Genomic DNA, 24,299 nt, shown 5'->3' with positions numbered 1-24,299 from the left:
CTCCCGCTCATTTTCCCTTTCCGGCTGCGTTTTTTATCACCGTACGGCCGAAGCGGCCCGGCAAGCGCCGCCGGCTTACTTGCACTTCTGTGCGATCGCTTTATGATTCGTCTATTATTTTTTTATGAACCTCAGGTGCATTCCCTACCATGGCCTACATTGTTGCGTTGACAGGGGGTATCGGCAGCGGTAAGTCCACCGTGGCAGACGCCTTCGCTCGCCACGGCGTGACGGTGGTCGATGCTGACGTTATCGCCCGGCAGGTTGTCGAGCCTGGCACCCCGGCGCTGGCTGCCATCGCCGACCGTTTTGGTAATGAAATGTTGCAGCCGGACGGTTCACTGAACCGTGCCGCCTTACGTCAGTGTATCTTCAGTAATCCTGATGAAAAGCGCTGGCTAAACCAGCTGCTGCACCCGCTGATTCATCAGAAAACTCAACGTCAACTGGCGCAAGTCACCAGCCCCTACGCTCTCTGGGTGGTGCCGTTGCTGGTCGAGAACAACCTGCAGGCGCGTGCCGATCGCGTGCTGGTGGTTGACGTCGACAGCGAGACTCAGTTGGCCAGAACCATCGCTCGCGACGGTATCAGCCGTCAGCAGGCACAGAACATACTGTCCGCACAGGTCACGCGTGAGCAGCGCCTGGCCGCTGCAGACGACATCATTGATAATAGCGGCGCCGCTCAGGGGATAGAGCCATTGGTTGCCGCACTGCATTGCCGTTACCTTGAGCTGGCGGCATCAGCGACCCGACAGGATTAAACTGAATGAGTGATGTTTCCCCAAGCGTTCTTTTTGAACATCCGTTGAATGAAAAAATGCGCACCTGGCTGCGCATGGAATTTTTGCTGCAACAGCTGCATGGCCAGCGTGCATTAAGCGAAACGGCCATCGCCCTGACCTTTTTCCGCACCGTCGCCGATCTGCTGGACGTGCTGGAACGCGGTGAAGTACGCACCGAGTTACTGAAAGAGCTGGAACGCCAGCAGCAAAAGTTGCTGGCATGGGCCGACGTGCCCGGCGTCGATATGTCGCTGGTGGATCAGTTGCGCAACCAGTTGAAGCAACGTGGTACCGCACTGATGTCGGCGCCGCGACTGGGTCAATCACTGCGCGAAGATCGGCTGATTAGTTTGGTGCGGCAACGCCTGAGCATCCCCGGCGGGTGCTGCAGCTTTGACTTGCCGACGCTGCACATGTGGATGCATGCGCCTCAGCAAGAGCGGGATAACGACGTAGCCGAATGGTTGCAAACGCTGGAACCGTTGAACCAGGCACTGACTATGGTGCTGGATCTGATCCGTCAGGCCGGCCCATTTCGCAATCAGATCAGCCTGAACGGTTTTTTCCAGGATAACGCCGAGGGGGCGGATCTGCTGCGCTTGCGCATCAATCTGGCGCACCAGCTTTACCCACAAATTTCCGGCCATAAGACGCGCTATGCGATTCGCTTTCTGCCGCTGGACAGTGAGCTTGGCGTGGTGCCGGAACGACTAACCTTTGAGTTGGCCTGTTGCTGACCCAATGACATAAAGACCTTTCACGCGTTGGAAGGGAGTAAGGAATAGATATGACTACCGTAGTGAAATGCCCAACCTGTGGCAAAGGTGTGGTTTGGGGAGAAGTGAGCCCATTTCGTCCGTTTTGCAGCAAACGCTGCCAGCTGATTGATCTGGGCGAATGGGCCGATGAAGAGAAGCGTATTCCCAGCAACAGCGACCTGTCTGAAAGCGATGAATGGAGTGAAGCAGACGATCGCTGATCGTCTTGCTTATCGGCCTGGCGCTTGCGAGGCCGATTGTGTTACTGCGCGGCCTTTGCCTGCTCCACCAGCAGTTTGATAATACTGATATTGGCCTGAGGGAACTCGTCTTCCCGCAGGTCAGCCTGCTTTACCCAGCGCATAGGCTGGCCTTCGCGACCGAAGGGTTCGCCAGCCCAGGCTTCCACCAGATAGAAATTCAACGTGACGATGCGATCGCTAAACTGATGCTCAAGCACGTCCAACAACTCCGCACGCTGGGCTTCAATGCCGGTCTCTTCCAATAGTTCACGGCTAAGCGCCTGTTCCGGCGTCTCTCCCTGTTCGATTTTTCCGCCAGGAAACTCCCAGAAACCGGCCATATGCGAATCGGCCGCGCGGCGGGTAATGAAGATTTCCTGCTGGGCGTTACGAATGATGCCGACGGCGATGTTCAGGTGTTTCATCGCATCCTCCTGATTTGGGTCATTGGAGCGCGGAATGCAGCGCCAAAAAACAGGGGCTCAGCACGCTGAACCCCTGGGTTTTATTCGTTAAACGGTGTCGGCTTAGTTCTGCAGACGACCGTGACACTGTTTGTATTTTTTACCGGAACCGCATGGGCACGGATCGTTACGGCCCACTTTACGTTCTGCGATGGTCGGCGCATTAGGATCTTCGGTCACCAACGCGTTTTCTTCATAGTGGCTCAGCTGCTGCTGTTTGGCCAGACGCTCGGCTTCTTCACGACGTTGCAGTTCCAAGGCTTCAACCTCTTCCGGCATCCGCACTTGAACCTTGCTCAGCACGCTGATCACTTCATGCTTCAGTGATTCCAGCATGGTGGCGAACATGTTGAAGGACTCGCGCTTGTACTCCTGCTTAGGATCTTTCTGCGCATAACCGCGCAGATGGATACCCTGACGCAGGTAGTCCATGGCCGCCAGATGCTCTTTCCACAGGGAATCCAGCGTCTGCAGCATCACGCCTTTCTCGAAGTTGCGCATCATCTCGGTGCCAACCACTTCTTCTTTACGCTGGTACTCTTCTTTGGCTTTTTCCAGAATACGCTCACGCAGCGTTTCTTCGTGCAGCTCAGGCTCTTTATCCAACCATTCGGCGATAGGCATATCCAGATCGAAATCGTTTTTCAGACGTTCGGTCAACCCCTGAATATCCCACTCTTCTTCCAGCGACTGCGGTTGGATGTAGCCGTCGATGGTGGTCTTGAACACGTCTTCACGGATGCTGGCAATGGTTTCGCTAACGTCGGACACGTCCAGCAGTTCGTTACGCTGGCTGTAGATGGCGCGGCGCTGATCGTTGGCAACGTCATCGTATTCCAGCAGTTGCTTACGAATGTCGAAGTTGCGGCTTTCTACTTTACGCTGAGCGTTGGCAATCGCTTTGGTGACCCATGGGTGCTCAATCGCCTCGCCCTCTTTCATCCCCAGTTTACGCATCATGCTAGAAACGCGATCGGAGGCGAAAATACGCATCAGGGCATCTTCCATCGACAGATAGAAGCGGGATGAACCGGCATCACCCTGACGACCGGAACGGCCACGCAACTGGTTATCGATACGGCGTGATTCATGACGCTCGGTACCAATGATGTGCAGGCCACCCGCAGCCAGTACGGCATCGTGACGGATTTTCCAGGCTTCTTTAATTTCAGCAATTTGCTGTTCAGTCGGATCTTCCAACTGTTCAATTTCGGCCTGCCAGCTGCCACCCAGCACGATATCGGTACCACGGCCCGCCATGTTGGTGGCAATAGTGACCGCACTGCTTTGGCCTGCCTGCGCTACGATGTCCGCTTCCATGGCGTGGAATTTGGCGTTCAGAACTTTGTGGTCAATCCCGGCCTTGGTCAGTTCGCGGGAAACCACCTCGGATTTTTCAATCGAGATAGTACCCACCAGCACTGGCTGTCCATTGACGGTACGCTCACGGATATCTTCAATGATCGCGCCAATCTTCTCCAACTCGGTCATGTAGACCAGATCCGGCATGTCCTTACGGATCATCGGACGGTTGGTCGGCACCACGATGGTATCCAGCTTGTAGATCGAGCTGAATTCAAAAGCTTCGGTGTCGGCGGTACCGGTCATCCCGGCAAGCTTCTCATACAGGCGGAAGTAGTTCTGGAAGGTGATGGAGGCCAGGGTCTGGTTTTCGTTCTGGATTTCAACGCCTTCTTTGGCTTCCACCGCCTGGTGCAGACCATCGGACCAGCGACGGCCGTGCATGGTACGGCCGGTGTGTTCGTCAACGATGATAACTTCACCGTCTTTTACGATGTAGTCAACGTCGCGGGTGAACAGCACATGGGCGCGCAGAGCCGCGGTCACGTGGTGCATCAGCATGATGTTGGTCGGTGAGTACAGTGACTCCCCTTCGTCCATGATGCCGGCTTCCATCAGCATTTCTTCGATCAGGATCAGGCCGCGTTCGGTCAGGTGCACCTGGCGCGCCTTTTCGTCAACCGAGAAGTGGCCTTCGCCCTGGAAGGAATCCGAATCTTCTTTTTCCTGACGGATCAGTTTAGGGATCAGCTTGTTAACCTTGATGTACATCTCGGAGCTGTCTTCAGCCGGGCCAGAGATGATCAACGGCGTACGCGCTTCATCGATCAGGATGGAGTCAACCTCATCCACCAGCGCATAGTGCAGTTTACGCTGAACGCGCTCTTCCGGGCTGAACGCCATGTTGTCGCGCAGATAGTCGAAACCGTATTCGTTGTTGGTGCCGTAGGTAATGTCTGCGGCATAGGCTTCACGCTTGGCCGGTGCCGGCATGCCCGGCAGGTTGATACCGATGCTCAAACCGAGGAACTCGAACAGCGGGCGGTTGTTCTCGGCGTCACGCTGTGCCAGATAGTCGTTGACGGTTACCACGTGCACGCCACGGCCGCTCAGGGCGTTCAGATAGGCTGGCAGGGTGGCGGTCAGGGTTTTACCTTCACCGGTGCGCATCTCTGCGATACAGCGGTCATTCAGCACCATGCCACCCAGCAGCTGCACGTCGAAGTGACGCATACCAAAGACGCGTTTGCTCGCCTCGCGCACTACCGCGAAGGCCTCAGGCAACAGGTTTTCCAGCACTTCGCCCTTTTCCAGGCGCGCGCGGAACTCGTTGGTCTTGGCTTTCAGTTCGTCATCGGACAGTTTTTCCATGTCCGGTTCCATCTGGTTGATCAGCTCAACCGATTTGCGCATGCGGCGCAGCGTACGATCGTTACGGCTACCAAAAACTTTGGTCAATAATTTCACTAACATGATGTTTGATATCTCTGTCATGACGGCCAACACAGGCAGTCAATTTACTGTTATTTTTTAGGTTTTTTTGTCGCCCGAGGGGCAAGAAATCAGCTTAAGGCTGCAGGTCCGGCGCGAATGCCCTGCACTTGCGCAAGCCACAACCCAGCCTGATGCTGCGCAACAGCGGGTAGCACGGCATGGTGAGTGTTGCGAATGATGGTCGGCGGCTTCGGCTCGTGCGTCAGCAGCGCATTAAGGGTAGAAAGCAGCGCCAATTGCGCCACCTGCAATGGGGGTTCGGTAACTTCCGCTTCGCTTTCCTGCACCCGAGCGTAAACGGCCTGCGGCGCAAGCGCAAAAGAGAGGTGACGAATGACGGTACGAAGCGCATGCTGGTGCCAGTAATCGACACTGAAGGTCGGGCGGCGGTGCGCTTCTTGCAGCAACGCCAAGCTATTAAAGGCGCCACTGGCGGAGTTTTGCCGGTTGAGGCTGGACGAGGTGCTCGGCAGAGCGGCTTGATCGGGGTTGCCGGTCAGATTGGTAGGTACGCCAAGCGTGGCCGCAACCATCCCTAAAAGGAGATGGGGCCAGAAATAACGTCTGCCAAATTGTCGCCAACGATTTAGAATACCGATCACGAGTTTATAATCCGCCGGAGCCCATTATGCGCGATAGCCGTCCACAATTATTAGATTCCCTGTTCGACGACGCGTCTGCAGAAGACAAAGGGCCACTGCATAACGTCCAACAACGCGCAGTCGCGTTGCTTAAGCTTAACCGTGCAGTGAAAGGCCTGTTGCCCGTTCAACTGCATCCTTGGTGCCGCGTCGCAAATTTCCGACAGGGTATTTTAGTGCTAGAAACGGCAAATGCCAGCTGGATGATGCGTCTACGTTACGAACAACCGGCTTTATTATCAGCACTACGAGCGCAAATTCTACCATCATTGTCGTCGATCGACATCAGGATTAATCCGGCCTTGATGGCAAAAGGGAGCAACCTTGTGCAGGACGCCGCAAAAACGGCAGAAAATACGCAGTCAAGCGTGCCTATGCGTCATCTGAGTCAGGAAAGTGCTGGGGAATTAAGGGTATTGGCGAGCCGCAGTCCGGAAAAACTGCGCAAGATATTGGAACGACTGGCATCGTTGGCCGGAGAGAGTGCCAACGCTACCAGTCGTGATAAATAATCAGCGGTATCGACTTATGCCAATACGGTAGACGGAGCTTTGAATGCCAGCGGCATTTCGGCTTCGTCCTGGAAGGTGACGTACTCCCACGCTTCCTGCTTCGCCAGCACTGCTTGCAGCAGTTTGTTGTTCAGCGCATGACCAGACTTGTACGCGGTAAACGCGCCAATGATGTTATGGCCGCACATGAACAGGTCGCCGATGGCGTCCAGCATTTTGTGGCGTACGAATTCGTCTTCGAAGCGCAGGCCGTCTTCGTTTAGCACGCGGTAATCATCTACCACGATGGCGCAGTCAAAGCTGCCGCCCAAGGCCAGGCCACGTGACTGTAAATACTCGATGTCACGCATGAAGCCGAAAGTACGCGCACGGCTGATTTGACGCACGAACGAGTCGGCAGAGAAATCAAGGCGGTAGCGTTGCGTACTGGCGTCGATCGCCGGGTGGTTGAAGTCGATGGTGAAATCCAGGCGGAACCCGTTATGCGGGGACAGCTCGGCCCACTTGTCGCCATCTTCAACACGCACGGTGTCTTTCAGACGCAGGAATTTCTTCGCAGAGTTCAGTTCTTCAATGCCGGCATCCAGCAACAGGAAGACGAACGGACTGGCACTGCCGTCCATGATAGGGATTTCAGCAGCGTCAACTTCGATAACGATGTTGTCGATGCCCAACCCAGCCAGCGCGGCATTAAGATGCTCAACGGTAGAAATACGCACGTCATGCTCATTGACCAGGCAGGTACAGAGCATGGTATCACGCACGGATTTTGCATCAGCCGGAAAATCAACCGGTGGATTCAAGTCAGTGCGACGATAGATGACCCCGGTATTAGCCGCCGCGGGTCGCATTGTCAGCGTGACTTTCTTGCCGGTATGCAAACCGACACCAGTCGCCTGAACAATACGTTTTAATGTCCTTTGTTTGATCATCGTTTTATCTCGCAATGTTATCAATCCTACCAGCCAAGCATACAGCATGGCTGGCGGGACAGTTTAGCACAAAGAGCGGAGATTCCAAATTCTCAGGATATTCTTAGTCTGCCTGCTTGCGCAGGAAGGCTGGAATATCAAGATAGTCGGGCTCTTTATTAGGCTGCGCAGTCGGATCGTTAACCACCTTGGCGGCAGGTTTCACTTCCTGCGGCAGCGGCGACATGCCGTGCTGCTGGTAGCGATGATCCATCACTGGCTGGCTGGCCTGTTTGTTGGTCACCAGAGTGATTTCCGGACGTTTGTCCATGCCGATACCGGTCGCAACCACGGTCACGCGCAGTTCGTCGTTCATTTCCGGATCCAGCGACGTACCAATTACCACGGTCGCGTTGTCGGAAGCGAAAGCACGAATGGTGTTACCCACGGTTTCGAACTCATCCAGGCGCAGGTCGAAGCCGGCGGTGATGTTGACCAGCACGCCGCGAGCGCCGGACAAGTCGATATCTTCCAGCAGTGGGCTGGAGATCGCCATTTCCGCTGCTTCTTCAGCACGGTCTTCACCACAGGCAACGCCGGAACCCATCATCGCGTAGCCCATTTCGGACATTACGGTGCGAACGTCGGCGAAGTCGACGTTCATCAGGCCCGGACGGGTGATCAGTTCGGCAATACCCTGTACCGCGCCTTTCAGCACGTCGTTAGCCGCGCCAAACGCGTCCAACAGAGAAATGCCGCGACCCAGAACTTTCAACAGTTTGTCGTTCGGGATAGTGATCAGTGAGTCCACATGTTTGGACAATTCTGCGATGCCCTGCTCAGCGAACGCCATGCGTTTCTTGCCTTCAAAATTGAAAGGCTTGGTCACCACGGCCACTGTCAGAATACCCAGATCTTTAGCAACTTCAGCGACCACTGGCGCTGCACCGGTACCGGTACCGCCGCCCATGCCGGCTGCAATGAAGACCATGTCTGCACCATCCAGTGCGGCGCGCAGGGCTTCACGGTCTTCTTCCGCTGAATTGCGACCCACTTCAGGGTTCGCGCCTGCACCCAGACCTTTGGTAATACCGCTACCGATCTGGATGGTTTGGCCAACTGCCGTTTTACGAAGCGCCTGAGCGTCTGTATTAACGGCAAAGAATTCAACACCTTCGATGCGCTCGCGCACCATGTGTTCAACGGCGTTGCCACCGCCACCGCCGACGCCGATGACTTTAATCACCGCGTCATTGGTTAGTTCCATTGGTTCAAACATAGTTTCTCTCCGTTTTGTGCCTGTCGCTGCGAGATCATAAAAAGATTACTCAGCATGATCTCTTTGTTGAAACATTAAAACTCTTTTCTCAGCCAGCTATTGATACGTTTAAACCAATTGCCCACCGAGGCGCGTTTTTCTACTTCTGCCTCACCGCTCAGGTGAGACTCTTTTCCATAGTGCAGCAGACCTACCGCCGTAGAGTAGTAAGGCTCCTGCGCATAATCCGTCAGACCCGTGATGTTCAAGGGTTGGCCGATGCGTACCTGGGTGTGGAACACCCGTTGCGCACAGGCTGCCAGGCCATCAATCTGGGCGGCGCCACCGGTCAGCACAATACCCGCTGCCAGATGATGCTTCACCCCTTGCTGACGCAGTTGCTCCTGCAATTGCAAAATTTCATCGTTAACCAGATTCAACAGTTCGGTGTAGCGTGGCTCAATCACTTCAGCCAGTGTCTGTCTTTGCAGACTCCGAGGAGGACGTCCTCCAACGCTTGGCACCTCTACACTTTCATCCTTGCTAACAATCGACCCAAGCGCACAGCCGTGTCGAACTTTGATCGCTTCCGCGTCTGTCGGCGGCGTGCCGAAGGCGTAAGCGATATCGCTGGTGACCACGTTCCCGGCGTAAGGGATCACTTTGGTGTGGCGCAGCGCACCGCCGGTGTACACCGCCATATCCATGGTGCCGCCGCCGATATCCACCACACAAACGCCGAGTTCGCGCTCATCTTCGGTCAGTACCGCATAGCTGGCAGCCAGACCGGCGAAAATAAGTTGGTCAACTTTCAGACCGCAACGTTCTACTGCCTTAACGATGTTCTTCGCCATATCGTTATGGCAGGTGATCAGGTGCACCTTGGCTTGCATACGCACGCCGGACAACCCAACCGGGTTTTTGATGCCTTCCTGATAATCGATGGCGTATTCCTGAGGGATGACGTGCAGGATGCGGTGTTCATCACGTACGCGTACCGATTTAGCGGTATGCACCACGTTTTCCACATCTTCCTGCGTCACTTCCTCTTCGGAAATAGGAACCATCCCTATTTCGTTCTGGCAGCTGATGTGTTTACCCGATAATGCGAGGTAAACCGAAGAAATCTGACAATCAGCCATCAGTTCGGCCTGATCGATAGCGCGCTGTACGCACTTCACTACCGACTCCAGGTCGTTAACGCCACCCTTATCCATACCGCGAGACGGGCAACTGCCCACCCCGATAATGTTGACCATGCCATCGGGCAGAACTTCCCCTACCAATGCGGAGACTTTTGCAGTACCGATCTCCAGTCCAACTACCAGTTTTCTGTCCGTCGACTTGATCATTGTTGTTTTGCCTGTGCCTGATTCTGTTGCTGATTACTGTTCTGCCGATCGCCTGCAGCCTGCGGGTCGATAAACACGGGGGCCCAACCTACCGATGCACCGGCCTCGTAGCGTAAGTCGACATAACTGACTCGCTTGCTTTCTGCCTGTCCCTGCTGCTGCAATACCGGGTAAAGCTCGATAAAGCGCTGCAGGCGTCCGGTGCGATCGTCGCGTCCCAGCTCCAGCCGAACATCATTATCCAAAGCCAGCTGCCAGGAATGGCGAGCGCTCATGGCCGCCATTTTCAGCGTATATTTGCTGGCCGCTAACATGCTGCTCATGGTCCGGTAACCTTCAAGAACATCCTGTTCGCTCCCTTCCGGACCATAGAGCAACGGCAACTTCTGTTTGCCAATTCGTTCTGCAGGCACGCTGAAGGATTTGCCTTCGGCATCTACCATGTGCAAATCATTCCAGCGCGCCACCGGGACATATTCCACCAGGTGGATCTTCAGCTCATCCGGCCATTGCTTGCGCACGCTGGCCTGCTTGATCCACGGCAGGCGTTCAATCTGCTGCTGGATGATATCCACATCCTGCGTCATGAACGTCCCCGGCGATCCCAGTGCCAGGATAGCCTGGCGAATATCGTCGTTGGTGGTGTAGTGACGTTCACCGGTCACCACCAGTCGTGACAGCGGCAGGCGGCTGGCGTCTTTCATCCAGCCAATCACCGCCCAACCACTCCACAGGACCGTTCCCAACACCATCAGCAGGAAAATCATTCCCGCCAACTGGGTTCCATTGCTGCGGCGCGGGTTGTTATCCACCTCGCGTTCACGCGCATTCAGGGCAGCTTGCGACATATCAGTCGGCCAACTCCAAAATTCTCGCTACCAGCTGCGAGAAGCTTAAACCAGACTGGCGCGCTGCCATCGGCACCAGGCTATGACTGGTCATGCCCGGCGAGGTATTCACCTCAAGCAGATAGAAGCTGCCATCGCTGTCCTGCATCACATCAACGCGGCCCCAGCCGCTGCAGTCCAGCCCACGATAGGCGCGTAACGCCAGAGCCGCCATTTCGGCTTCATGTTCCGCGCTCAGGCCGCTCGGACAGAAATACTGGGTATCGTCCGAGATGTATTTGGCCTGATAGTCGTAAAACACGCCGGCCGGCTGAATGCGAATGGAGGGTAAAACCTGATCACCCAGCATCGCTACCGTGTATTCCGGACCGCTCAGCCACTTCTCGACCAGGACGTCGTCGTCATGGCGGAAACCTTCTTCCAGAGCCGCTTCAAGAGCGCCACGTTCGGTGACTTTGCTCATACCAACGCTGGAACCTTCACGACTCGGCTTGACGATCAGCGGCAGGCCCAAGGCCTCTACTCGCGCGATCAGCGCCTCTTTTTCTGCACCGGCATACTGCTGACGGTTCAGCGCAACATAAGGCGCCACCGGCAGGCCCATCGACTGCCACACCATCTTGGTGCGCCACTTGTCCATGGTCAGTGCCGAAGCCATCACGCCACTGCCGGTATAAGGCAGTTCGAGGAATTCCAGCATGCCTTGCAGGGTACCGTCTTCACCGCCTCGGCCATGCAGCGCGATAAACACTTTGGTAAACCCATGTTCTTTCAACTGGGTGACCGGGAAATCGCGGATATCGATGCCGTGAGCGTCGATACCGGCTTCACGCAGCCCGGCCAGCACGGCGGCGCCGGATTGCAATGACACTTCACGTTCAGCGGAGGTTCCACCCAGCAGTACGGCGACTTTATCGGCCATGATGTTCCTCCTCTTTTTTCTGTGGCTGCAGCTTCAGCTCAGCCAGTTTGCGAGCGACTTTACCCACGTTGCCGGCGCCCTGCACCAGCACTAAATCGTCTGCTTGCAGCAACCCTGCCAGGGTTTCCGGCACGGTATCCGCATCGGAAACCAAAATCGGATCCAGCTTGCCGCGGCTGCGGATCGTGCGGCATAGCGAGCGGCTGTCCGCCCCCGGGATCGCCGTTTCACCGGCAGAGTAAACGTCCAGCATCAGCAGCACGTCCACTTGCGATAGCACGTTGGCAAAATCGTCGTACAGATCGCGAGTACGCGTGTAACGGTGCGGCTGGAAAATCATCACCAGACGCTTGTCTGGCCAGCCTGCACGTGCGGCTTTCAGCGTCGCGTCGACCTCGGTCGGGTGGTGACCATAGTCGTCCACCAGCATCGCACTGCCGCTTTTGCCGTTTACCGGCTCCAGCGGGAACTCGCCAAGGAAATCAAAGCGGCGACCGGTCCCCTGGAAGCTGGCCAACGCGCTGAGAATATCTGCGTCGTCAATGCCTTCTTCCGTTGCAACCGCGACTGCCGCCGCCGCGTTCAACGCGTTGTGACGACCCGGCGCATTCAGCGTCACCGTCATCAGCGGCTTGTCCTGGCGGCTCAGGGTAAAGTGGCCCTGGGCTCCAACCTGACGGTAGCTCTCGATGCGAACGTCGGCATCGTCGCTGAAACCGTAAGTGGTGATATGGCGACCCACGCGTGGCAGCAATTCACGCACCACCGGATCATCAATACACATCACCGCACGGCCGTAGAACGGCAGGTTGTGCAAAAAGTTGATAAACGTCTGCTTCAGGTTTTCGAAGTCGCCCTGGTAGGTCTCCATATGGTCGGCCTCGATATTGGTGACAATCGCCACCATCGGCTGCAAATGCAGGAACGAGGCATCGCTCTCATCCGCTTCCGCAATCAAGTAACGGCTGGAGCCCAAACGCGCATGAGTTCCTGCCGCTTTCACCAGCCCGCCGTTAACAAAGGTCGGGTCCAGGCCGGCTTCGGCATAAATGCTCGACACCATCGCCGTGGTCGTGGTCTTGCCATGCGTGCCTGCAACGGCAATGCCATGGCGGAAACGCATCAGCTCGGCCAGCATCTCTGCGCGACGGATCACCGGAATACGCGCTTCGCGAGCGGCGACAATTTCCGGGTTGTCGGCAGAAATAGCGGTAGAAACCACGACTACGCTGGCATCCAGTACGTTCTCCGGACGGTGATGGAAGTAAATCGTCGCCCCGAGCGCGCTCAACTGCTGGGTTACCGGATTCGGTGCCAGGTCGGAACCGCTGATCTGATAACCCTCATTGGCCAACACTTCGGCGATACCACCCATGCCGGCGCCACCGATGCCGACAAAGTGAATGTGCCGGACGCGTCGCATCTCGGGCACGATAGTACGTAGTTTCGCCAGTTGTTGTGTATTCATCACTCTCTCTAATCCGGGGCCGGCATGCCGGCCCCCTACATGACATTCTTTAATTCAGGCCCGGCGAACCGGACCCCTGCATATTATTTGGCGACGCGCACCAGCTCCGCCGCTACGCGCTCGGTAGCATCCGGAATGGCCACTGCACGGGCCTTTTCGGCCATCGCCAACAGCGCCGGACGATCCCAGCCAGCCAGCAGTTCCGCCACCACATCAGCGTTAAACTGCGGTTGTTCGATAATCTTCGCCGCGCCCGCTTCTTCCAGCGGGCGGGCATTCCAGTACTGCTGGCGGTCTTTGTGCATGAAAGGCACAAATATCGCAGGCAGCCCCGCCGCAGCGATCTCACTGACCGTCAGTGCACCGGAGCGACACACCACGACATCAGCCCAGGCGTATGCGGCCGCCATGTCATCAATAAACTCGGTCACCTTGTGCTGCGCCTGCCCTACCCTCTCGTAGTCGCGCAACACATTTTCCAGCGCACCTTTGCCTACCTGATGCCAGAGCGTAATTCTATCGCCCAATCTCGCCGCGACTTCAGGAACTGTCTGATTCAGCACGCGGGCACCCTGACTGCCGCCAATCACCAGCACGCGAATGGGTCCTTCACGCCCCACCAATCGCTCTGCCGGCAGCGGCAGCGCCAATACGTCGGTGCGTACCGGGTTGCCCACCACGTCCGCATTGGGGAACGCGCCAGGGAAGGCCTGCAGGACTTTCCTGGCAATGCGCGCCAACCAGCGGTTGGTCAGCCCGGCAATGCCGTTTTGTTCGTGCAGCACCACCGGGATGCCACAAAGCCATGCGGCCAAACCGCCAGGACCGGAAACGTAACCGCCCATTCCCAGCACCACGTCCGGTTGGTAGCTGCGCATAATCGCCTTCGCCTGACGTACGGCTTGCCAGATACGCAGCGGCGCGCTCAACTGGGCCTTCAGCCCTTTGCCGCGCAGGCCGGAAATACGGATGAAATCAATCTCGATCCCGTGCTTTGGCACCAGATCGGCTTCCATTCGGTCTGCGGTTCCAAGCCAGCGCACCTGCCAGCCCTGCGCCATCAGATGATGTGCGACCGCCAGCCCCGGGAATACGTGTCCGCCGGTACCGCCTGCCATCACCATTAAACGCTTAGGTTTCCCGCTCATCCCTTACCTCTTCACAAACGCCTGGGCTTTAGCCAGACGCGTTTCATAATCAATACGCAGCAACAGCACGATCGCCGTCGACATAATCAACAGGCTCGAACCGCCGTAACTGATCAGCGGCAGCGTCAGACCTTTGGTCGGCAGCATACCGGCAGCCGCGCCGACGTTGACCAGCGCCTGGAAGCTGAACCACACGCCGATGGAGCAGGCCAAAAAGCCAGAAAAGCGCTGATCAAGCTCCAGCGCACGACGGCCAATCGACATAGCACGAAAAGCGACGCAGAATACCATTAACAATGCGAAAACCACACCGATATAGCCCAGTTCTTCGCCTAAAATCGAGAAGATAAAGTCGGTGTGCGCTTCCGGCAAATACTCGAGTTTCTGCACCGAATTACCCAGCCCTTGCCCCCAGAATTCACCACGACCAAAGGCCATCAGCGACTGGGTCAACTGGTAGCCGCTGCCGAACGGATCGGCCCACGGGTTCCAGAACGAGGTGACACGGCGCATACGGTAAGGTTCGGCGATGATCAACAGCACCACCGCGAAGGCTCCGGAACCGATAATCGCCAGGAATTGCCACATTTTCGCGCCGGCCAGGAACAGCATCGCCAGCGTGGTGATAAACAGCACCACCACGGTACCCAGATCCGGCTGAGCCAGCAGCAGCACGGCCAACACCACCATGACGCCCATCGGCTTGCAGAAGCCCCAAAAGTTGCTGCGCACCTCTTCTACTTTGCGCACCAGATAACTCGCCAGGTAACAAAACAGCGACAGCTTGGACAGCTCTGCCGGCTGAATACGCAGCGGCCCCAGCGAGATCCAGCGCGATGCCCCGTTTACCGAGCTGCCGACCACCAATACGATCAACAGCATCACGATCGACAGCAGCAGCATGATGTTGCTATAGCGCTGCCAGACTTCCATCGGAATGCGCAAGGTCACCATCGACAGACCGAACGCCAGCCCGAGATACAGCGCGTCACGCTTGGCGAACAAGAATGGATCGTCCGCCAGGCGCTGACCGATCGGCATCGAAGCCGAAGTCACCATCACAAAACCAATAATGGCCAACCCAAAGGTCAGCCACAGCAGGGTACGGTCGTACAGCACCATATTGGCCGAATCGTTATCTCGCGATCCCGCTACCCAGTTTTTAAAGAGCTCTGTCAGCCCGAAGTTCGGCAAGCGCAGTCTCATCCGCCAAGCTCCTGTGCCAAACGGGCAAACTCGTCGCCGCGTACTTCAAAATTGCGGAACTGATCCAGGCTGGCACAGGCGGGTGACAGCAACACCATATCGCCAGGCTGCACCCGGCCGGCTATCGTCTGCATCGCCTGTTCCATGGTCTCGGTCAGCGTAGCGACCTCCGGCCGCAGCTGAGCCAACTGTTCGCCATCGCGGCCGAAGCAGTAAAGGCGAACGTTATCGCCTTGCAGGTAGCGCGCCAGCGGGGAGAAATCGGCCGATTTGCCGTCGCCGCCCAACAGCAGATGCAAGGTGCCGTCCACCTGCAGACCATTCAACGCCGCTTCGGTACTGCCAACGTTGGTAGCTTTAGAATCGTTAATCCAGCGAACGCCGTTATGTTCCCAGGCCAATTGGAAGCGGTGCGCTAAGCCGGTATAAGTGGTCAGTGCTTTCAGGCTGGAAGCACGCGGGATGTTCACCGCATCGGCCAGTGCCAGCGCCGCCAACGCATTGGTGTAGTTATGGCGGCCAGTCAGCTTCATTTCGCGGGTGTTCAAGATTTTCTCACCGCGCACGCGCAACCAGGTTTCGCCCAGTTGGCGGTTCAGGTGATAGTCGCCCACATCGGCGCCAAAGCTGATGCAACGTTGATCCGCCCCGCGAATCGGCATCGTCAATGCGTCATCGGCATTGACCACGCACAGGCTGGCATTTTCATAGACCTTCAGCTTGGCTGCACGGTATTGCTGCAGCCCAAACGGATAGCGATCCATATGATCTTCGGTGACGTTCAAAATGGTCGCCGCCGCCGCGTGCAGGCTGTAAGTGGTTTCCAGTTGGAAGCTCGACAGTTCCAGCACGTACAGCTGGCACTCCTGGCGCAGCAGGCTCAAAGCAGGCAGACCGATGTTGCCACCGACGCCCACCGCCCAACCTGCGGCTTTCGCCATTTCACCCACCAGGGTGGTGACGGTACTTTTCCCGTTGGAACCGGTAATCGCCACGATCGGTGCCTGGGCTTCACGGCAGAACAATTCGATATCGCCGACAATCTCTACGCCCGCCTCGGCAGCAGCGCTCAACGCCGGGGTCGCCAAGGCCATGCCCGGGCTGGCGACGATCAAATCCGCCGCCAACAGCCAATCCTGATTCAAATCCCCAAGGTGTCGCTCAACGCTTTCAGGCAGCTTGTCCAGCCCTGGAGGTGAAATGCGGGTATCCATAACGCGTGGCGTTACGCCGCGCGCCATAAAGAAATCAACACAGGACAGGCCGGTGAGGCCCAGCCCGATGATGACCACTTTTTTACCCTGATAATCCGCCATAGTTACCGCACCTTCAGCGTCGCCAGGCCAATCAGCACCAGCATCAGCGAAATAATCCAGAAGCGCACGATCACGCGTGGTTCCGGCCAGCCTTTCAATTCATAGTGGTGGTGAATCGGTGCCATGCGGAAAATACGTTGTCCGCGCAGCTTGAACGACCCCACCTGCAAAATCACCGACAGCGTTTCAACCACGAACACGCCGCCCATAATCAACAGCAAAAACTCTTGGCGCAGCAACACCGCAATGGTGCCCAACGCGCCGCCCAGCGCCAACGAACCCACGTCGCCCATGAAGACCTGAGCCGGATAGGTGTTGAACCACAAAAAGCCCAGGCCGGCACCGACAATGGCGGTACAGACGATCACCAGTTCGCCGGCGTGGCGCAGATACGGAATATGCAGGTAGTTGGCGAAGTTCATGTTACCGGTCGCCCAGGCTACCAGCGCAAAACCGGCGGCCACGAACACCGTCGGCATAATCGCCAGGCCGTCCAACCCGTCGGTCAGGTTGACCGCGTTGCTGGTCCCCACGATGACAAAGTACGCCAGCAGCACGTATAACAGGCCAAGCTGAGGCATGATGTCCTTAAAGAACGGCACAACCAGCTCGGTGGCTGGCGTGTCTTTTCCTACGGCATACATGGCGAAAGCAACCACCAGCGCAATCACCGACTGCCAGAAGTATTTCCAGCGAGCGATCAGCCCTTTGGTGTCTTTACGTACCACCTTGCGGTAATCGTCAACGAAGCCGACGATGCCATAACCCACCAGCACGAACAGCACGCACCAGACATATGGGTTGGACGGATAAGCCCACATCAACACCGAAACGGTGATGGAGGTCAGGATCATGATGCCGCCCATGGTCGGCGTGCCACGCTTGCTGAAATGTGACTCTGGACCGTCGTTACGCACCACCTGGCCGAAGGACATCTCCTGCAGGCGTTTGATCACCCGCGGCCCCATCCACAAGGAGAGGAACAGCGCGGTCAGCAGGCTGACAATGGCTCGGAACGTCAGGTAGGAAAAGACGTTGAAGCCGGAATAATATTTGACCAAATGTTCGGCCAGCCAAACTAACATGGTGCTTTCTCCTGTAACGCGCGTACTACCTGCTCCATTGCGGCACTACGTGAACCCTTGATTAACACGGTAATTACCGCATGTTCCGACAGTAATTCCGCCACGCGCGCGGTCACCGCTGCCTTATCCTGAAAATGTTCGCCGTTAGCGGAGGCTGCAATCAGCGCTTGGCTCAATGGCCCTACGCCCAGCACCTTATCGATCCCCGCCAGCCGAGCCGCTTCGCCCACCTGACGATGGCACTCTTCAGCTTCCGCCCCCAGCTCTGCCATGTCGCCAACCACCATCACGCGGTAGCCTGGCATTTCCGCCAGTACCTGCGCAGCGGCGGTCATCGAACCGACGTTGGCGTTGTAGCTGTCGTCCAGCAGCAGCTTGCCGGCAGCCAGCGCAATGGGGAACAAACGCCCCGGCACCGCCTGCAGTTGCTTGAGTCCCTGACGCACGGCCTCGAGCGATGCCCCGGCCGACATTGCCAGTGCCGTTGCCGCCAACGCGTTGGCGACGTTATGACGCCCTGGCAGTGGCAGCGCGATAGGCGCAGTACCGAATGGGCTATGCAACGTAAACTGTGTGCCTTCACCGTTGACCTGCACGTCGCTGGCGAAGAAATCGACGCCTTCTGCCGCCTGCGGAGAGAATCGCCAAACGGTTTTCCCCTCCAGCATGCTCTGCCAGTGCGGCCAATCGTTATTGTCGGCGTTGATGATCGCCACGCCGTCAGCCGGCAAGCCGGTAAAAATTTCGCCCTTCGCCTGGGCAACACCGGCCAAAGAACCAAAACCTTCCAGGTGAGCGGCCGCCAGGTTATTCACCAGGGCGGTCTGCGGACAAGTTAATGCGGTGGTATAGGCGATTTCGCCAATGTGGTTAGCGCCCAGCTCAATCACCGCAAAGTCGTGCTGCGGCTGCAAACGCAGCAGCGTCAAAGGCACGCCGATGTCATTATTGAAATTACCGGCGGTATAAAGCACTTCGCCGCATTCACGCAAGATAGCGGCAGCCATCTCTTTCACCGAAGTCTTGCCCGATGAGCCGGTTAACGCCACGACTCGGGCCGGTACCTGCTTGCGTACCCAGGCAGCCAACTGGCCTAACGCCAGACGGGTGTCTTTCACCACTAGTTGAGGGACATCCACCAATAAGCGCTTACTTACCAGCAGTGCCCCAGCACCTGCGGCTACCGCATCAACAGCAAAATCGTGAGCGTCGAAACGCTCACCTTTCAATGCCACAAACAGGCAACCAGCGGTTACCTGACGGGTATCTGTCGTCACCTCAACGATTTGGCAATCGGCGCCGATCAGCTCAGCGCTCAATACGTCGGCCAGTGCCTGAAGGGAGACAGGGATCATGCTACTACCCCCAGCAAACGCGCGACGGTGGTGCGATCGGAGTAATCCAGACGGCGATTCCCCACCAGTTGGTAATCCTCGTGGCCCTTACCGGCCACCAGCACCACGTCTTGTTCTTGCGCCTGCATAATCGCGCTGGTTACGGCTTCCGCACGGCCGTGGATCACCAGGGCACGCCCGGCATCCAGCAGGCCGGTCAGGATATCGGCGATGATCGCCTGCGGCTCTTCGGTACGAGGGTTATCGTCGGTGACAACGACGCGATCGGCGAACTGTTCGGCGATGCCGCCCATCAGCGGACGCTTGCCCTTGTCGCGATCGCCGCCGCAACCAAACACGCACCATAACTGCCCCTGGCAGTGCAGGCGCGCGGCTTCCAATGCTTTTTCCAGCGCATCTGGAGTGTGGGCATAATCGACCACCACCGTCGGTTTACCCGGCGCGTTGAAGACCTCCATTCGGCCACACACGGGTTGCAGCTGATTGCCGGTGGCCACCAGTTCATCCAGTGGATACCCTAACGACAGCAGGGTCGCCAATGCCAACAGCAAGTTGCTGACGTTAAACGCCCCCATCAGGCGGCTTTCAATCTCACCGTCGCCCCAGCTTGAGCTGAAGTGGATCGTGGCGCCGTTATCGTGATAGTTAACCGCGGTGGTTTTCAGCCAGCGGCCGTGGCAGCCAGGCTGCAGGTTGTCCTGCATGGTGACAGCGACCGCATCCGGCAATTGGCTCAGCCAGCGCTGACCGACTTCGTCATCGGCATTGATAATCGCCTGGCCCACTTCGTGACTGGCGAACAGCGACCACTTGGCCGCTTCGTAATTGGCCATGTCACCGTGGTAGTCCAGGTGATCGCGGCTCAGGTTGGTGAACACCGCAGCGGCAAACGGCAGCGCCGCCACGCGGTTTTGCACCAGGCCGTGGGAAGAAACTTCCATCGCCGCGAAGGTAGCGCCGCGATCGACCAGCTCGTTTAATACGTGTTGAACATCAACCGCAGAGCCGGTGGTATTCTCAGTCGGGCAAACCTGGCCCAACAAACCATTGCCGACGGTGCCCATTACGGCGCTGGTCTCACCCAGCAGTTGGCCCCACTGCGCCAGCAGCTGAGTGGTGGTGGTTTTGCCGTTGGTGCCCGTGACGCCGACCAGACGCAGACGTTCCGCCGGTTCATGATAAAAACGCCCGGCCAGTGCGGAAAGGCGCTGGTTGAGCTGGCTCAGGTAAATCACCGGCACGCCGTGCATTTGGGTGATAGCGCCGTCTTCGGCCTGGCCTTCAGCTTCGGCAATCACAGCGGCTACGCCCTGCGCGATGGCCTGCGGAATATAGCGGCGTCCATCCGTTTGATGGCCGACAACGGCGACAAACAGATCCCCGGCAGCCGCAATACGGCTGTCTAATGTCATTTCCCGCAGCGCGCGCCCGGGAGCCGTTGGCACCCACGGAGCGAGTAAATCGCGCAAATTACGATCTGCCACCTGAACCCTCTTTTCTGTTAGTTACAAAATCGCTTTTCTCAGCGGTAGGCAACGCATCCGGCTCAACGTTCATGGTGCGCAATACGCCGCCCATGATGGCGCCAAACACCGGTGCGGAGATCGCACCACCGTAGTATTTCCCACCCTGCGGGTCGTTGATGACCACCACCAGAGCAAAACGAGGATTACTGGCCGGCGCCACGCCGGCGGTATAAGCGATGTATCTGTTGACGTATTTGCCGTCTGGGCCCACCTTTTTGGCGGTACCGGTTTTGATGGCAATGCGGTAGCCCTTGATGGCCGCCTTAACCCCGCCGCCGCCCGGTAAGGCAACGCTTTCCATCATGTGCACAACGGTGCGCACCAGAGGTTCGGGGAAGACGCGCTCACCGGCAACCGGTGGGTCAACTTTGGTAATCGACAGCGGGCGATAAACGCCCAGACTGCCGATCGTTGCGTAGACTCGCGCTAACTGTAACGGAGTTACCATTAGCCCATAGCCGAAAGAGAAGGTGGCCCTCTCTATGTCAGACCACCGTTGTTTTTTTGGGTATATGCCACTGCTTTCTCCGACCAGCCCCAAATTGGTCGCTTTTCCCAATCCAAAACGAGAGTAAGTATCTACTAACGCTGAGGACGGCATCGATAACGCCAGCCGTGAAACGCCGACGTTACTCGACTTCTGCAAGATCCCGGTCAGGGAGAGTTCCGCGTAACGCGCAACGTCCCTGATTTCCTTGCCGTTGATACGGTAAGGGACGGTATTCAACACGCTGTTTTCTTTCACAATACCGTGCTGCAATGCCGTCATGACCACCATAGGTTTTACGGTGGAGCCAGGCTCAAAAATATCGGTGATAGCCCGGTTACGCATGGTTTCTTTCGGCGTACCGGCCATATTGTTCGGGTTGTAAGACGGGCTGTTGGCCATCGCCAACACTTCGCCGGTATTCACGTCCACCAGCACCGCAGTACCGGATTCAGCCTTGTTGAAGGCCACGGCGTTGTTGAGTTCGCGGTAAACCAATGCCTGCAAGCGCTCATCGACGCTCAGCACCAGGTTATGCGCTGCCTGGCTGTCCACCGAGGAGATATCCTCGATGACCCGGCCAAAGCGGTCTTTACGCACGGTTCTCTCGCCCGGTTGCCCGGTCAGCCAGCGGTCAAAGCTCTTTTCGACGCCTTCAATCCCCTGACCGTCAATGTTGGTCACGCCAATAATGTGCGAGGTCACCTGGCCGGAAGGATAGTAGCGACGGGATTCCTGACGCAGGTAAATCCCCGGCAGTTTCAACTTGCGAATGTAGTCGCCGATCGCCGGGTTCACCTGGCGGGCCAGGTAGACAAAGCGCCCTTTCGGGTTGGCGTTGATGCGGGTAGAAAGCTGATCCAGCGGAACATTCAGCGCATCGGATAGAGCCTTCCAGCGACTGTCCAGCGTGATGCCACCACGCTCATTCAGCTCTTTCGGGTCCGCCCAGATTGCATTCACCGGCACACTTACCGCCAGCGGGCGACCTGAACGATCGCTGATCATGCCGCGCGCAGTCGGTACTTCCTGCACGCGCAGTGAACGCATGTCGCCTTCTTTCACCAGGCGGTCCGGGTTAATCACCTGCAGATAAGCTACCCGCAGCATCAGCCCTACCAACGCCAGCAAAATACAGCCGCACAGCAACGCAAAACGCCAGCTTACAAAGCTGGCCTGATCTTCCTGGCGTTTCAACTTACCGGGGCGTGCTGCTTTCATGCGTTCCCTTTCTACTCCGTGTAATGATTTCAGTTAAACCTTTCATTGTTTAACGATGATATTTTCCTGAGATGGATCAACATGTTGCATCTGCAGCTTTTCCGTTGCGATGCGTTCTACCCGACTGTGATCCCCAAGGGCATTCTCTTCAAGAATCAGGTTGCGCCACTCAATGTCCAGAGCGTCCCTCTCCAGAACCAACTGCTCGCGCTCGGCAGTCAGCAAGCGGGTGCGGTGCGCGGTGGTCACAACGAAAACCGCAGACACCAACGAAGCAATCAGCAAAATCAGTGGGATCTTGGCGTTACGCAGCAGATCGCCGCCAATTACGCCGACCAAACCGTGGCGTTCGTTGCCAATCAAACCGGCATCCTCTCGGCAATACGCAGCACTGAGCTACGTGCTCGTGGGTTTTCCGCCACCTCAGCTTCCCCAGGCATCATCTTGCCCAGCGCTTTCAGCGTGCGTCCGCCCATACTGCGCAGTTGCTCTTCCGTCAGCGGAATACCGGCCGGCACCTGAGCACCGCGGCTATGGTGACGCATGAAGCGTTTAACGATGCGGTCTTCCAGCGAGTGGAAACTGATGATCGACAGGCGGCCCTGCGGGGCCAGCACTTCCAGCGCGCCGTCCAGCGCACGTTCGATCTCTTCCAATTCACTGTTGATGTAGATACGTATCGCCTGGAAGCTGCGGGTTGCCGGGTGCTTGTGCTTATCCCGGAACGGGCTGGCGTTGGCGATCAAGTCCGCCAGCTCTTTGGTACGGGTCATCGGCTCGACGAGATTTCGTTCCACGATGGCGCGAGCGATACGCTTGGCAAAACGCTCTTCGCCGAAGGTTTTCAGCACCCAGGCGATATCGTCTGCTTCCGCTTTCATCAGCCACTCGGAGGCTGACTGACCGCTTGAGGAGTCCATCCGCATATCCAGTGGGCCGTCACGCATGAAGGAGAAACCGCGTTCCGCGTCATCCAACTGCGGTGAAGAAACCCCCAGATCGAGCAAAATGCCATCAATTTTCCCCACTAATTCGCGTTCCCGCACATAGTGCGACAACTCTGAAAATGGGCCGTGTACGATGCTAAAACGAGGGTCATCAATAGACTTGGCGGCTGCAATCGCCTGTGGGTCGCGGTCAATTGCCAACAAGCGTCCTTCCGGCCCAAGCTGGGACAGAATCAGACGCGAATGGCCACCGCGGCCAAAAGTACCGTCGATATAGATGCCGTTACTGCGAATGTTGAGGCCGTTAACCGCCTCATCCAACAGTACGGTAGTGTGTTTATAGTTTTCCAACATGCTTATAGCGACAAGTCCTGTAGCCGCTCAGACAACGGTTCCTGAGTCGACTGTTCTGCGTCAATATCATCCTTGACTTGTTGATACCAGGTCTGTTCATCCCACAGTTCAAACTTGTTGAACTGCCCGACCAGCATCACTTCTTTGGTAAGCCCGGCGTGCTGACGTAGCGTAGTGGCTAACAGCAAACGGCCGGCGCTGTCCATCTGACACTCACTGGCATGACCCAACAGCAGGCGCTGAACGCGACGCTCGGCGGGATTCATACTCGACAGACGGGATAACTTTTGTTCAATAACTTCCCATTCGGGCAGTGGGTAGAGCAGCAGGCAGGGCTGGTGGAGGTCAATGGTGCAAACCATTTGGCCTTGCGATTGCTCGTTCAGCAAATCCCGATATCGGGTGGGTACGGCAAGCCGCCCTTTGCTGTCGAGGTTAACCATCGTTGCTCCACGGAACATACCTGAGTTACCCCTTCACGACCGTTTTCACCACTTTACCCCACAAATTCCCACATAATGGAGTTTACGGAGGGTATGAAAACCTTGTCAAGCCAGAGCGCCGGCGCTTTGGCAATATTTCTTCGGTCATTTTGGGAGCTGACTCGCGAAAGGAACGCTATTTATTAGATGATTAAAAATTAACATCATGATAAACGGGGAGAATTTTCTAAGCGGAAAGAGCCTGATTAAAAACC

At 56.9% G+C, this 24,299-nt stretch carries 23 protein-coding genes; 4 read left to right on the top strand and 19 right to left on the bottom strand.

Translation table 11 applies throughout. The features are described 5' to 3' along the window. Nucleotides 1-149: 149 nt before the first annotated feature. The 3 genes from coaE to yacG are packed head-to-tail and all read left to right on the top strand — an operon-like array spanning nt 150 to nt 1,764. Nucleotides 150-764 (top strand): dephospho-CoA kinase, encoded by a 615-nt coding sequence (gene coaE, locus LQ945_RS16995; protein WP_270101291.1) that lies wholly within the window; start codon nt 150-152, stop codon nt 762-764. Between the two features lie 5 nt (nt 765-769). Then, complete coding sequence (gene zapD / locus LQ945_RS16990) at nt 770-1,522, top strand: cell division protein ZapD (RefSeq protein WP_044554181.1); 753 nt, start codon at nt 770-772, stop codon at nt 1,520-1,522. 50 nt (nt 1,523-1,572) lie between these two features. After that, the gene (gene yacG / locus LQ945_RS16985) at nt 1,573-1,764 is read left to right on the top strand and encodes a DNA gyrase inhibitor YacG (RefSeq protein ID WP_262240567.1); all 192 of its coding nucleotides are present in this window, start codon (nt 1,573-1,575) and stop codon (nt 1,762-1,764) included. 41 nt (nt 1,765-1,805) lie between these two features. Here the strand turns inward: yacG and mutT are convergent, their stop codons facing one another. The 3 genes from mutT to secM form a co-directional block, all read right to left on the bottom strand. Continuing rightward, on the bottom strand, nt 1,806-2,210 hold the full coding sequence (mutT, locus tag LQ945_RS16980) for an 8-oxo-dGTP diphosphatase MutT (RefSeq protein WP_269934998.1): 405 nt from the start codon (nt 2,208-2,210) through the stop codon (nt 1,806-1,808). A 102-nt stretch (nt 2,211-2,312) separates the two neighbouring features. Next, on the bottom strand, nt 2,313-5,024 hold the full coding sequence (gene secA, locus LQ945_RS16975; RefSeq protein WP_269934997.1) for a preprotein translocase subunit SecA: 2,712 nt from the start codon (nt 5,022-5,024) through the stop codon (nt 2,313-2,315). 89 nt (nt 5,025-5,113) lie between these two features. Further along, complete coding sequence (gene secM, locus LQ945_RS16970; protein WP_262240570.1) at nt 5,114-5,647, bottom strand: secA translation cis-regulator SecM; 534 nt, start codon at nt 5,645-5,647, stop codon at nt 5,114-5,116. Nucleotides 5,648-5,673: 26 nt separating this feature from the next. Between secM and LQ945_RS16965 the strand changes: the two genes are divergently transcribed. Next, on the top strand, nt 5,674-6,198 hold the full coding sequence (locus LQ945_RS16965) for a DUF721 domain-containing protein (RefSeq protein ID WP_044554177.1): 525 nt from the start codon (nt 5,674-5,676) through the stop codon (nt 6,196-6,198). Between the two features lie 14 nt (nt 6,199-6,212). On the opposite strand, the gene lpxC is transcribed toward LQ945_RS16965, so the two are convergent. The 16 genes from lpxC to mraZ form a co-directional block, all read right to left on the bottom strand. Further along, nucleotides 6,213-7,130 carry a UDP-3-O-acyl-N-acetylglucosamine deacetylase gene (lpxC, locus tag LQ945_RS16960; RefSeq protein ID WP_037426060.1) on the bottom strand — a complete coding sequence of 306 codons (918 nt, stop codon included), beginning with the start codon at nt 7,128-7,130 and terminating at the stop codon, nt 6,213-6,215. Nucleotides 7,131-7,233: 103 nt separating this feature from the next. Continuing rightward, nucleotides 7,234-8,388, bottom strand: coding sequence for a cell division protein FtsZ (gene ftsZ, locus LQ945_RS16955; protein WP_004950150.1), 1,155 nt, complete (start codon nt 8,386-8,388; stop codon nt 7,234-7,236). Nucleotides 8,389-8,462: 74 nt separating this feature from the next. Further along, complete coding sequence (gene ftsA, locus LQ945_RS16950) at nt 8,463-9,719, bottom strand: cell division protein FtsA (RefSeq protein ID WP_004950148.1); 1,257 nt, start codon at nt 9,717-9,719, stop codon at nt 8,463-8,465. After that, nucleotides 9,716-10,567 (bottom strand): cell division protein FtsQ, encoded by an 852-nt coding sequence (gene ftsQ / locus LQ945_RS16945; RefSeq protein WP_020825213.1) that lies wholly within the window; start codon nt 10,565-10,567, stop codon nt 9,716-9,718. The genes ftsA and ftsQ overlap by 4 nt, the downstream gene beginning before the upstream one ends. Nucleotide 10,568: 1 nt before the next feature. After that, complete coding sequence (locus LQ945_RS16940) at nt 10,569-11,489, bottom strand: D-alanine--D-alanine ligase (RefSeq protein ID WP_269934995.1); 921 nt, start codon at nt 11,487-11,489, stop codon at nt 10,569-10,571. Continuing rightward, the gene (gene murC / locus LQ945_RS16935) at nt 11,479-12,957 is read right to left on the bottom strand and encodes a UDP-N-acetylmuramate--L-alanine ligase (RefSeq protein WP_044554175.1); all 1,479 of its coding nucleotides are present in this window, start codon (nt 12,955-12,957) and stop codon (nt 11,479-11,481) included. Before murC ends, LQ945_RS16940 begins: the two co-directional genes overlap by 11 nt. Nucleotides 12,958-13,040: 83 nt before the next feature. Next, nucleotides 13,041-14,105: an undecaprenyldiphospho-muramoylpentapeptide beta-N-acetylglucosaminyltransferase gene (gene murG / locus LQ945_RS16930; protein ID WP_270101290.1), complete on the bottom strand. Its 1,065-nt coding sequence runs from the start codon at nt 14,103-14,105 to the stop codon at nt 13,041-13,043. Nucleotides 14,106-14,108: 3 nt separating this feature from the next. Continuing rightward, nucleotides 14,109-15,305, bottom strand: a complete 1,197-nt coding sequence (gene ftsW, locus LQ945_RS16925; RefSeq protein ID WP_262240608.1) for a cell division protein FtsW — start codon at nt 15,303-15,305, stop codon at nt 14,109-14,111. A 2-nt stretch (nt 15,306-15,307) separates the two neighbouring features. Further along, a complete protein-coding gene (gene murD / locus LQ945_RS16920; protein WP_044554172.1) occupies nt 15,308-16,627 on the bottom strand; it encodes a UDP-N-acetylmuramoyl-L-alanine--D-glutamate ligase in 1,320 nt (439 codons plus the stop codon). A 2-nt stretch (nt 16,628-16,629) separates the two neighbouring features. Next, nucleotides 16,630-17,712 (bottom strand): phospho-N-acetylmuramoyl-pentapeptide-transferase, encoded by a 1,083-nt coding sequence (gene mraY, locus LQ945_RS16915; protein WP_012005208.1) that lies wholly within the window; start codon nt 17,710-17,712, stop codon nt 16,630-16,632. Then, nucleotides 17,706-19,067, bottom strand: coding sequence for a UDP-N-acetylmuramoyl-tripeptide--D-alanyl-D-alanine ligase (gene murF, locus LQ945_RS16910; RefSeq protein WP_044554171.1), 1,362 nt, complete (start codon nt 19,065-19,067; stop codon nt 17,706-17,708). The genes mraY and murF overlap by 7 nt, the downstream gene beginning before the upstream one ends. Beyond that, complete coding sequence (gene murE, locus LQ945_RS16905) at nt 19,064-20,551, bottom strand: UDP-N-acetylmuramoyl-L-alanyl-D-glutamate--2,6-diaminopimelate ligase (RefSeq protein WP_044554170.1); 1,488 nt, start codon at nt 20,549-20,551, stop codon at nt 19,064-19,066. The genes murF and murE overlap by 4 nt, the downstream gene beginning before the upstream one ends. Next, the gene (locus LQ945_RS16900; RefSeq protein WP_044554169.1) at nt 20,538-22,301 is read right to left on the bottom strand and encodes a peptidoglycan glycosyltransferase FtsI; all 1,764 of its coding nucleotides are present in this window, start codon (nt 22,299-22,301) and stop codon (nt 20,538-20,540) included. Before LQ945_RS16900 ends, murE begins: the two co-directional genes overlap by 14 nt. Before the next feature lie 42 nt (nt 22,302-22,343). Further along, nucleotides 22,344-22,664 (bottom strand): cell division protein FtsL, encoded by a 321-nt coding sequence (gene ftsL / locus LQ945_RS16895; protein WP_012005204.1) that lies wholly within the window; start codon nt 22,662-22,664, stop codon nt 22,344-22,346. Then, nucleotides 22,661-23,602, bottom strand: coding sequence for a 16S rRNA (cytosine(1402)-N(4))-methyltransferase RsmH (rsmH, locus tag LQ945_RS16890; protein WP_044554168.1), 942 nt, complete (start codon nt 23,600-23,602; stop codon nt 22,661-22,663). Before rsmH ends, ftsL begins: the two co-directional genes overlap by 4 nt. A 2-nt stretch (nt 23,603-23,604) precedes the next feature. Continuing rightward, nucleotides 23,605-24,063: a division/cell wall cluster transcriptional repressor MraZ gene (gene mraZ, locus LQ945_RS16885; protein WP_041414198.1), complete on the bottom strand. Its 459-nt coding sequence runs from the start codon at nt 24,061-24,063 to the stop codon at nt 23,605-23,607. Between the last annotated feature and the right edge of the window lie 236 nt (nt 24,064-24,299).

Source organism: Serratia liquefaciens, assembly GCF_027594825.1.
Classification (GTDB): Bacteria; Pseudomonadota; Gammaproteobacteria; order Enterobacterales; family Enterobacteriaceae; genus Serratia; species Serratia liquefaciens_A.
This window is presented reverse-complemented; position numbering and strand designations above follow the sequence as displayed.

Bases quoted from the DNA above. Each gene is read 5' to 3' on its own strand.
- coaE (WP_270101291.1), top strand. From the start codon at position 150: ATGGCCTACATTGTTGCGTTGACAGGGGGTATCGGCAGCGGTAAGTCC.
- zapD (WP_044554181.1), top strand. From the start codon at position 770: ATGAGTGATGTTTCCCCAAGCGTTCTTTTTGAACATCCGTTGAATGAA.
- yacG (WP_262240567.1), top strand. From the start codon at position 1,573: ATGACTACCGTAGTGAAATGCCCAACCTGTGGCAAAGGTGTGGTTTGG.
- mutT (WP_269934998.1), bottom strand. From the start codon at position 2,210: ATGAAACACCTGAACATCGCCGTCGGCATCATTCGTAACGCCCAGCAG.
- secA (WP_269934997.1), bottom strand. From the start codon at position 5,024: ATGTTAGTGAAATTATTGACCAAAGTTTTTGGTAGCCGTAACGATCGT.
- LQ945_RS16965 (WP_044554177.1), top strand. From the start codon at position 5,674: ATGCGCGATAGCCGTCCACAATTATTAGATTCCCTGTTCGACGACGCG.
- lpxC (WP_037426060.1), bottom strand. From the start codon at position 7,130: ATGATCAAACAAAGGACATTAAAACGTATTGTTCAGGCGACTGGTGTC.
- ftsZ (WP_004950150.1), bottom strand. From the start codon at position 8,388: ATGTTTGAACCAATGGAACTAACCAATGACGCGGTGATTAAAGTCATC.
- ftsA (WP_004950148.1), bottom strand. From the start codon at position 9,719: ATGATCAAGTCGACGGACAGAAAACTGGTAGTTGGACTGGAGATCGGT.
- ftsQ (WP_020825213.1), bottom strand. From the start codon at position 10,567: ATGTCGCAAGCTGCCCTGAATGCGCGTGAACGCGAGGTGGATAACAAC.
- LQ945_RS16940 (WP_269934995.1), bottom strand. From the start codon at position 11,489: ATGGCCGATAAAGTCGCCGTACTGCTGGGTGGAACCTCCGCTGAACGT.
- murC (WP_044554175.1), bottom strand. From the start codon at position 12,957: ATGAATACACAACAACTGGCGAAACTACGTACTATCGTGCCCGAGATG.
- murG (WP_270101290.1), bottom strand. From the start codon at position 14,105: ATGAGCGGGAAACCTAAGCGTTTAATGGTGATGGCAGGCGGTACCGGC.
- murD (WP_044554172.1), bottom strand. From the start codon at position 16,627: ATGGCGGATTATCAGGGTAAAAAAGTGGTCATCATCGGGCTGGGCCTC.
- mraY (WP_012005208.1), bottom strand. From the start codon at position 17,712: ATGTTAGTTTGGCTGGCCGAACATTTGGTCAAATATTATTCCGGCTTC.
- murF (WP_044554171.1), bottom strand. From the start codon at position 19,067: ATGATCCCTGTCTCCCTTCAGGCACTGGCCGACGTATTGAGCGCTGAG.
- LQ945_RS16900 (WP_044554169.1), bottom strand. From the start codon at position 22,301: ATGAAAGCAGCACGCCCCGGTAAGTTGAAACGCCAGGAAGATCAGGCC.
- rsmH (WP_044554168.1), bottom strand. From the start codon at position 23,602: ATGTTGGAAAACTATAAACACACTACCGTACTGTTGGATGAGGCGGTT.
- mraZ (WP_041414198.1), bottom strand. From the start codon at position 24,063: ATGTTCCGTGGAGCAACGATGGTTAACCTCGACAGCAAAGGGCGGCTT.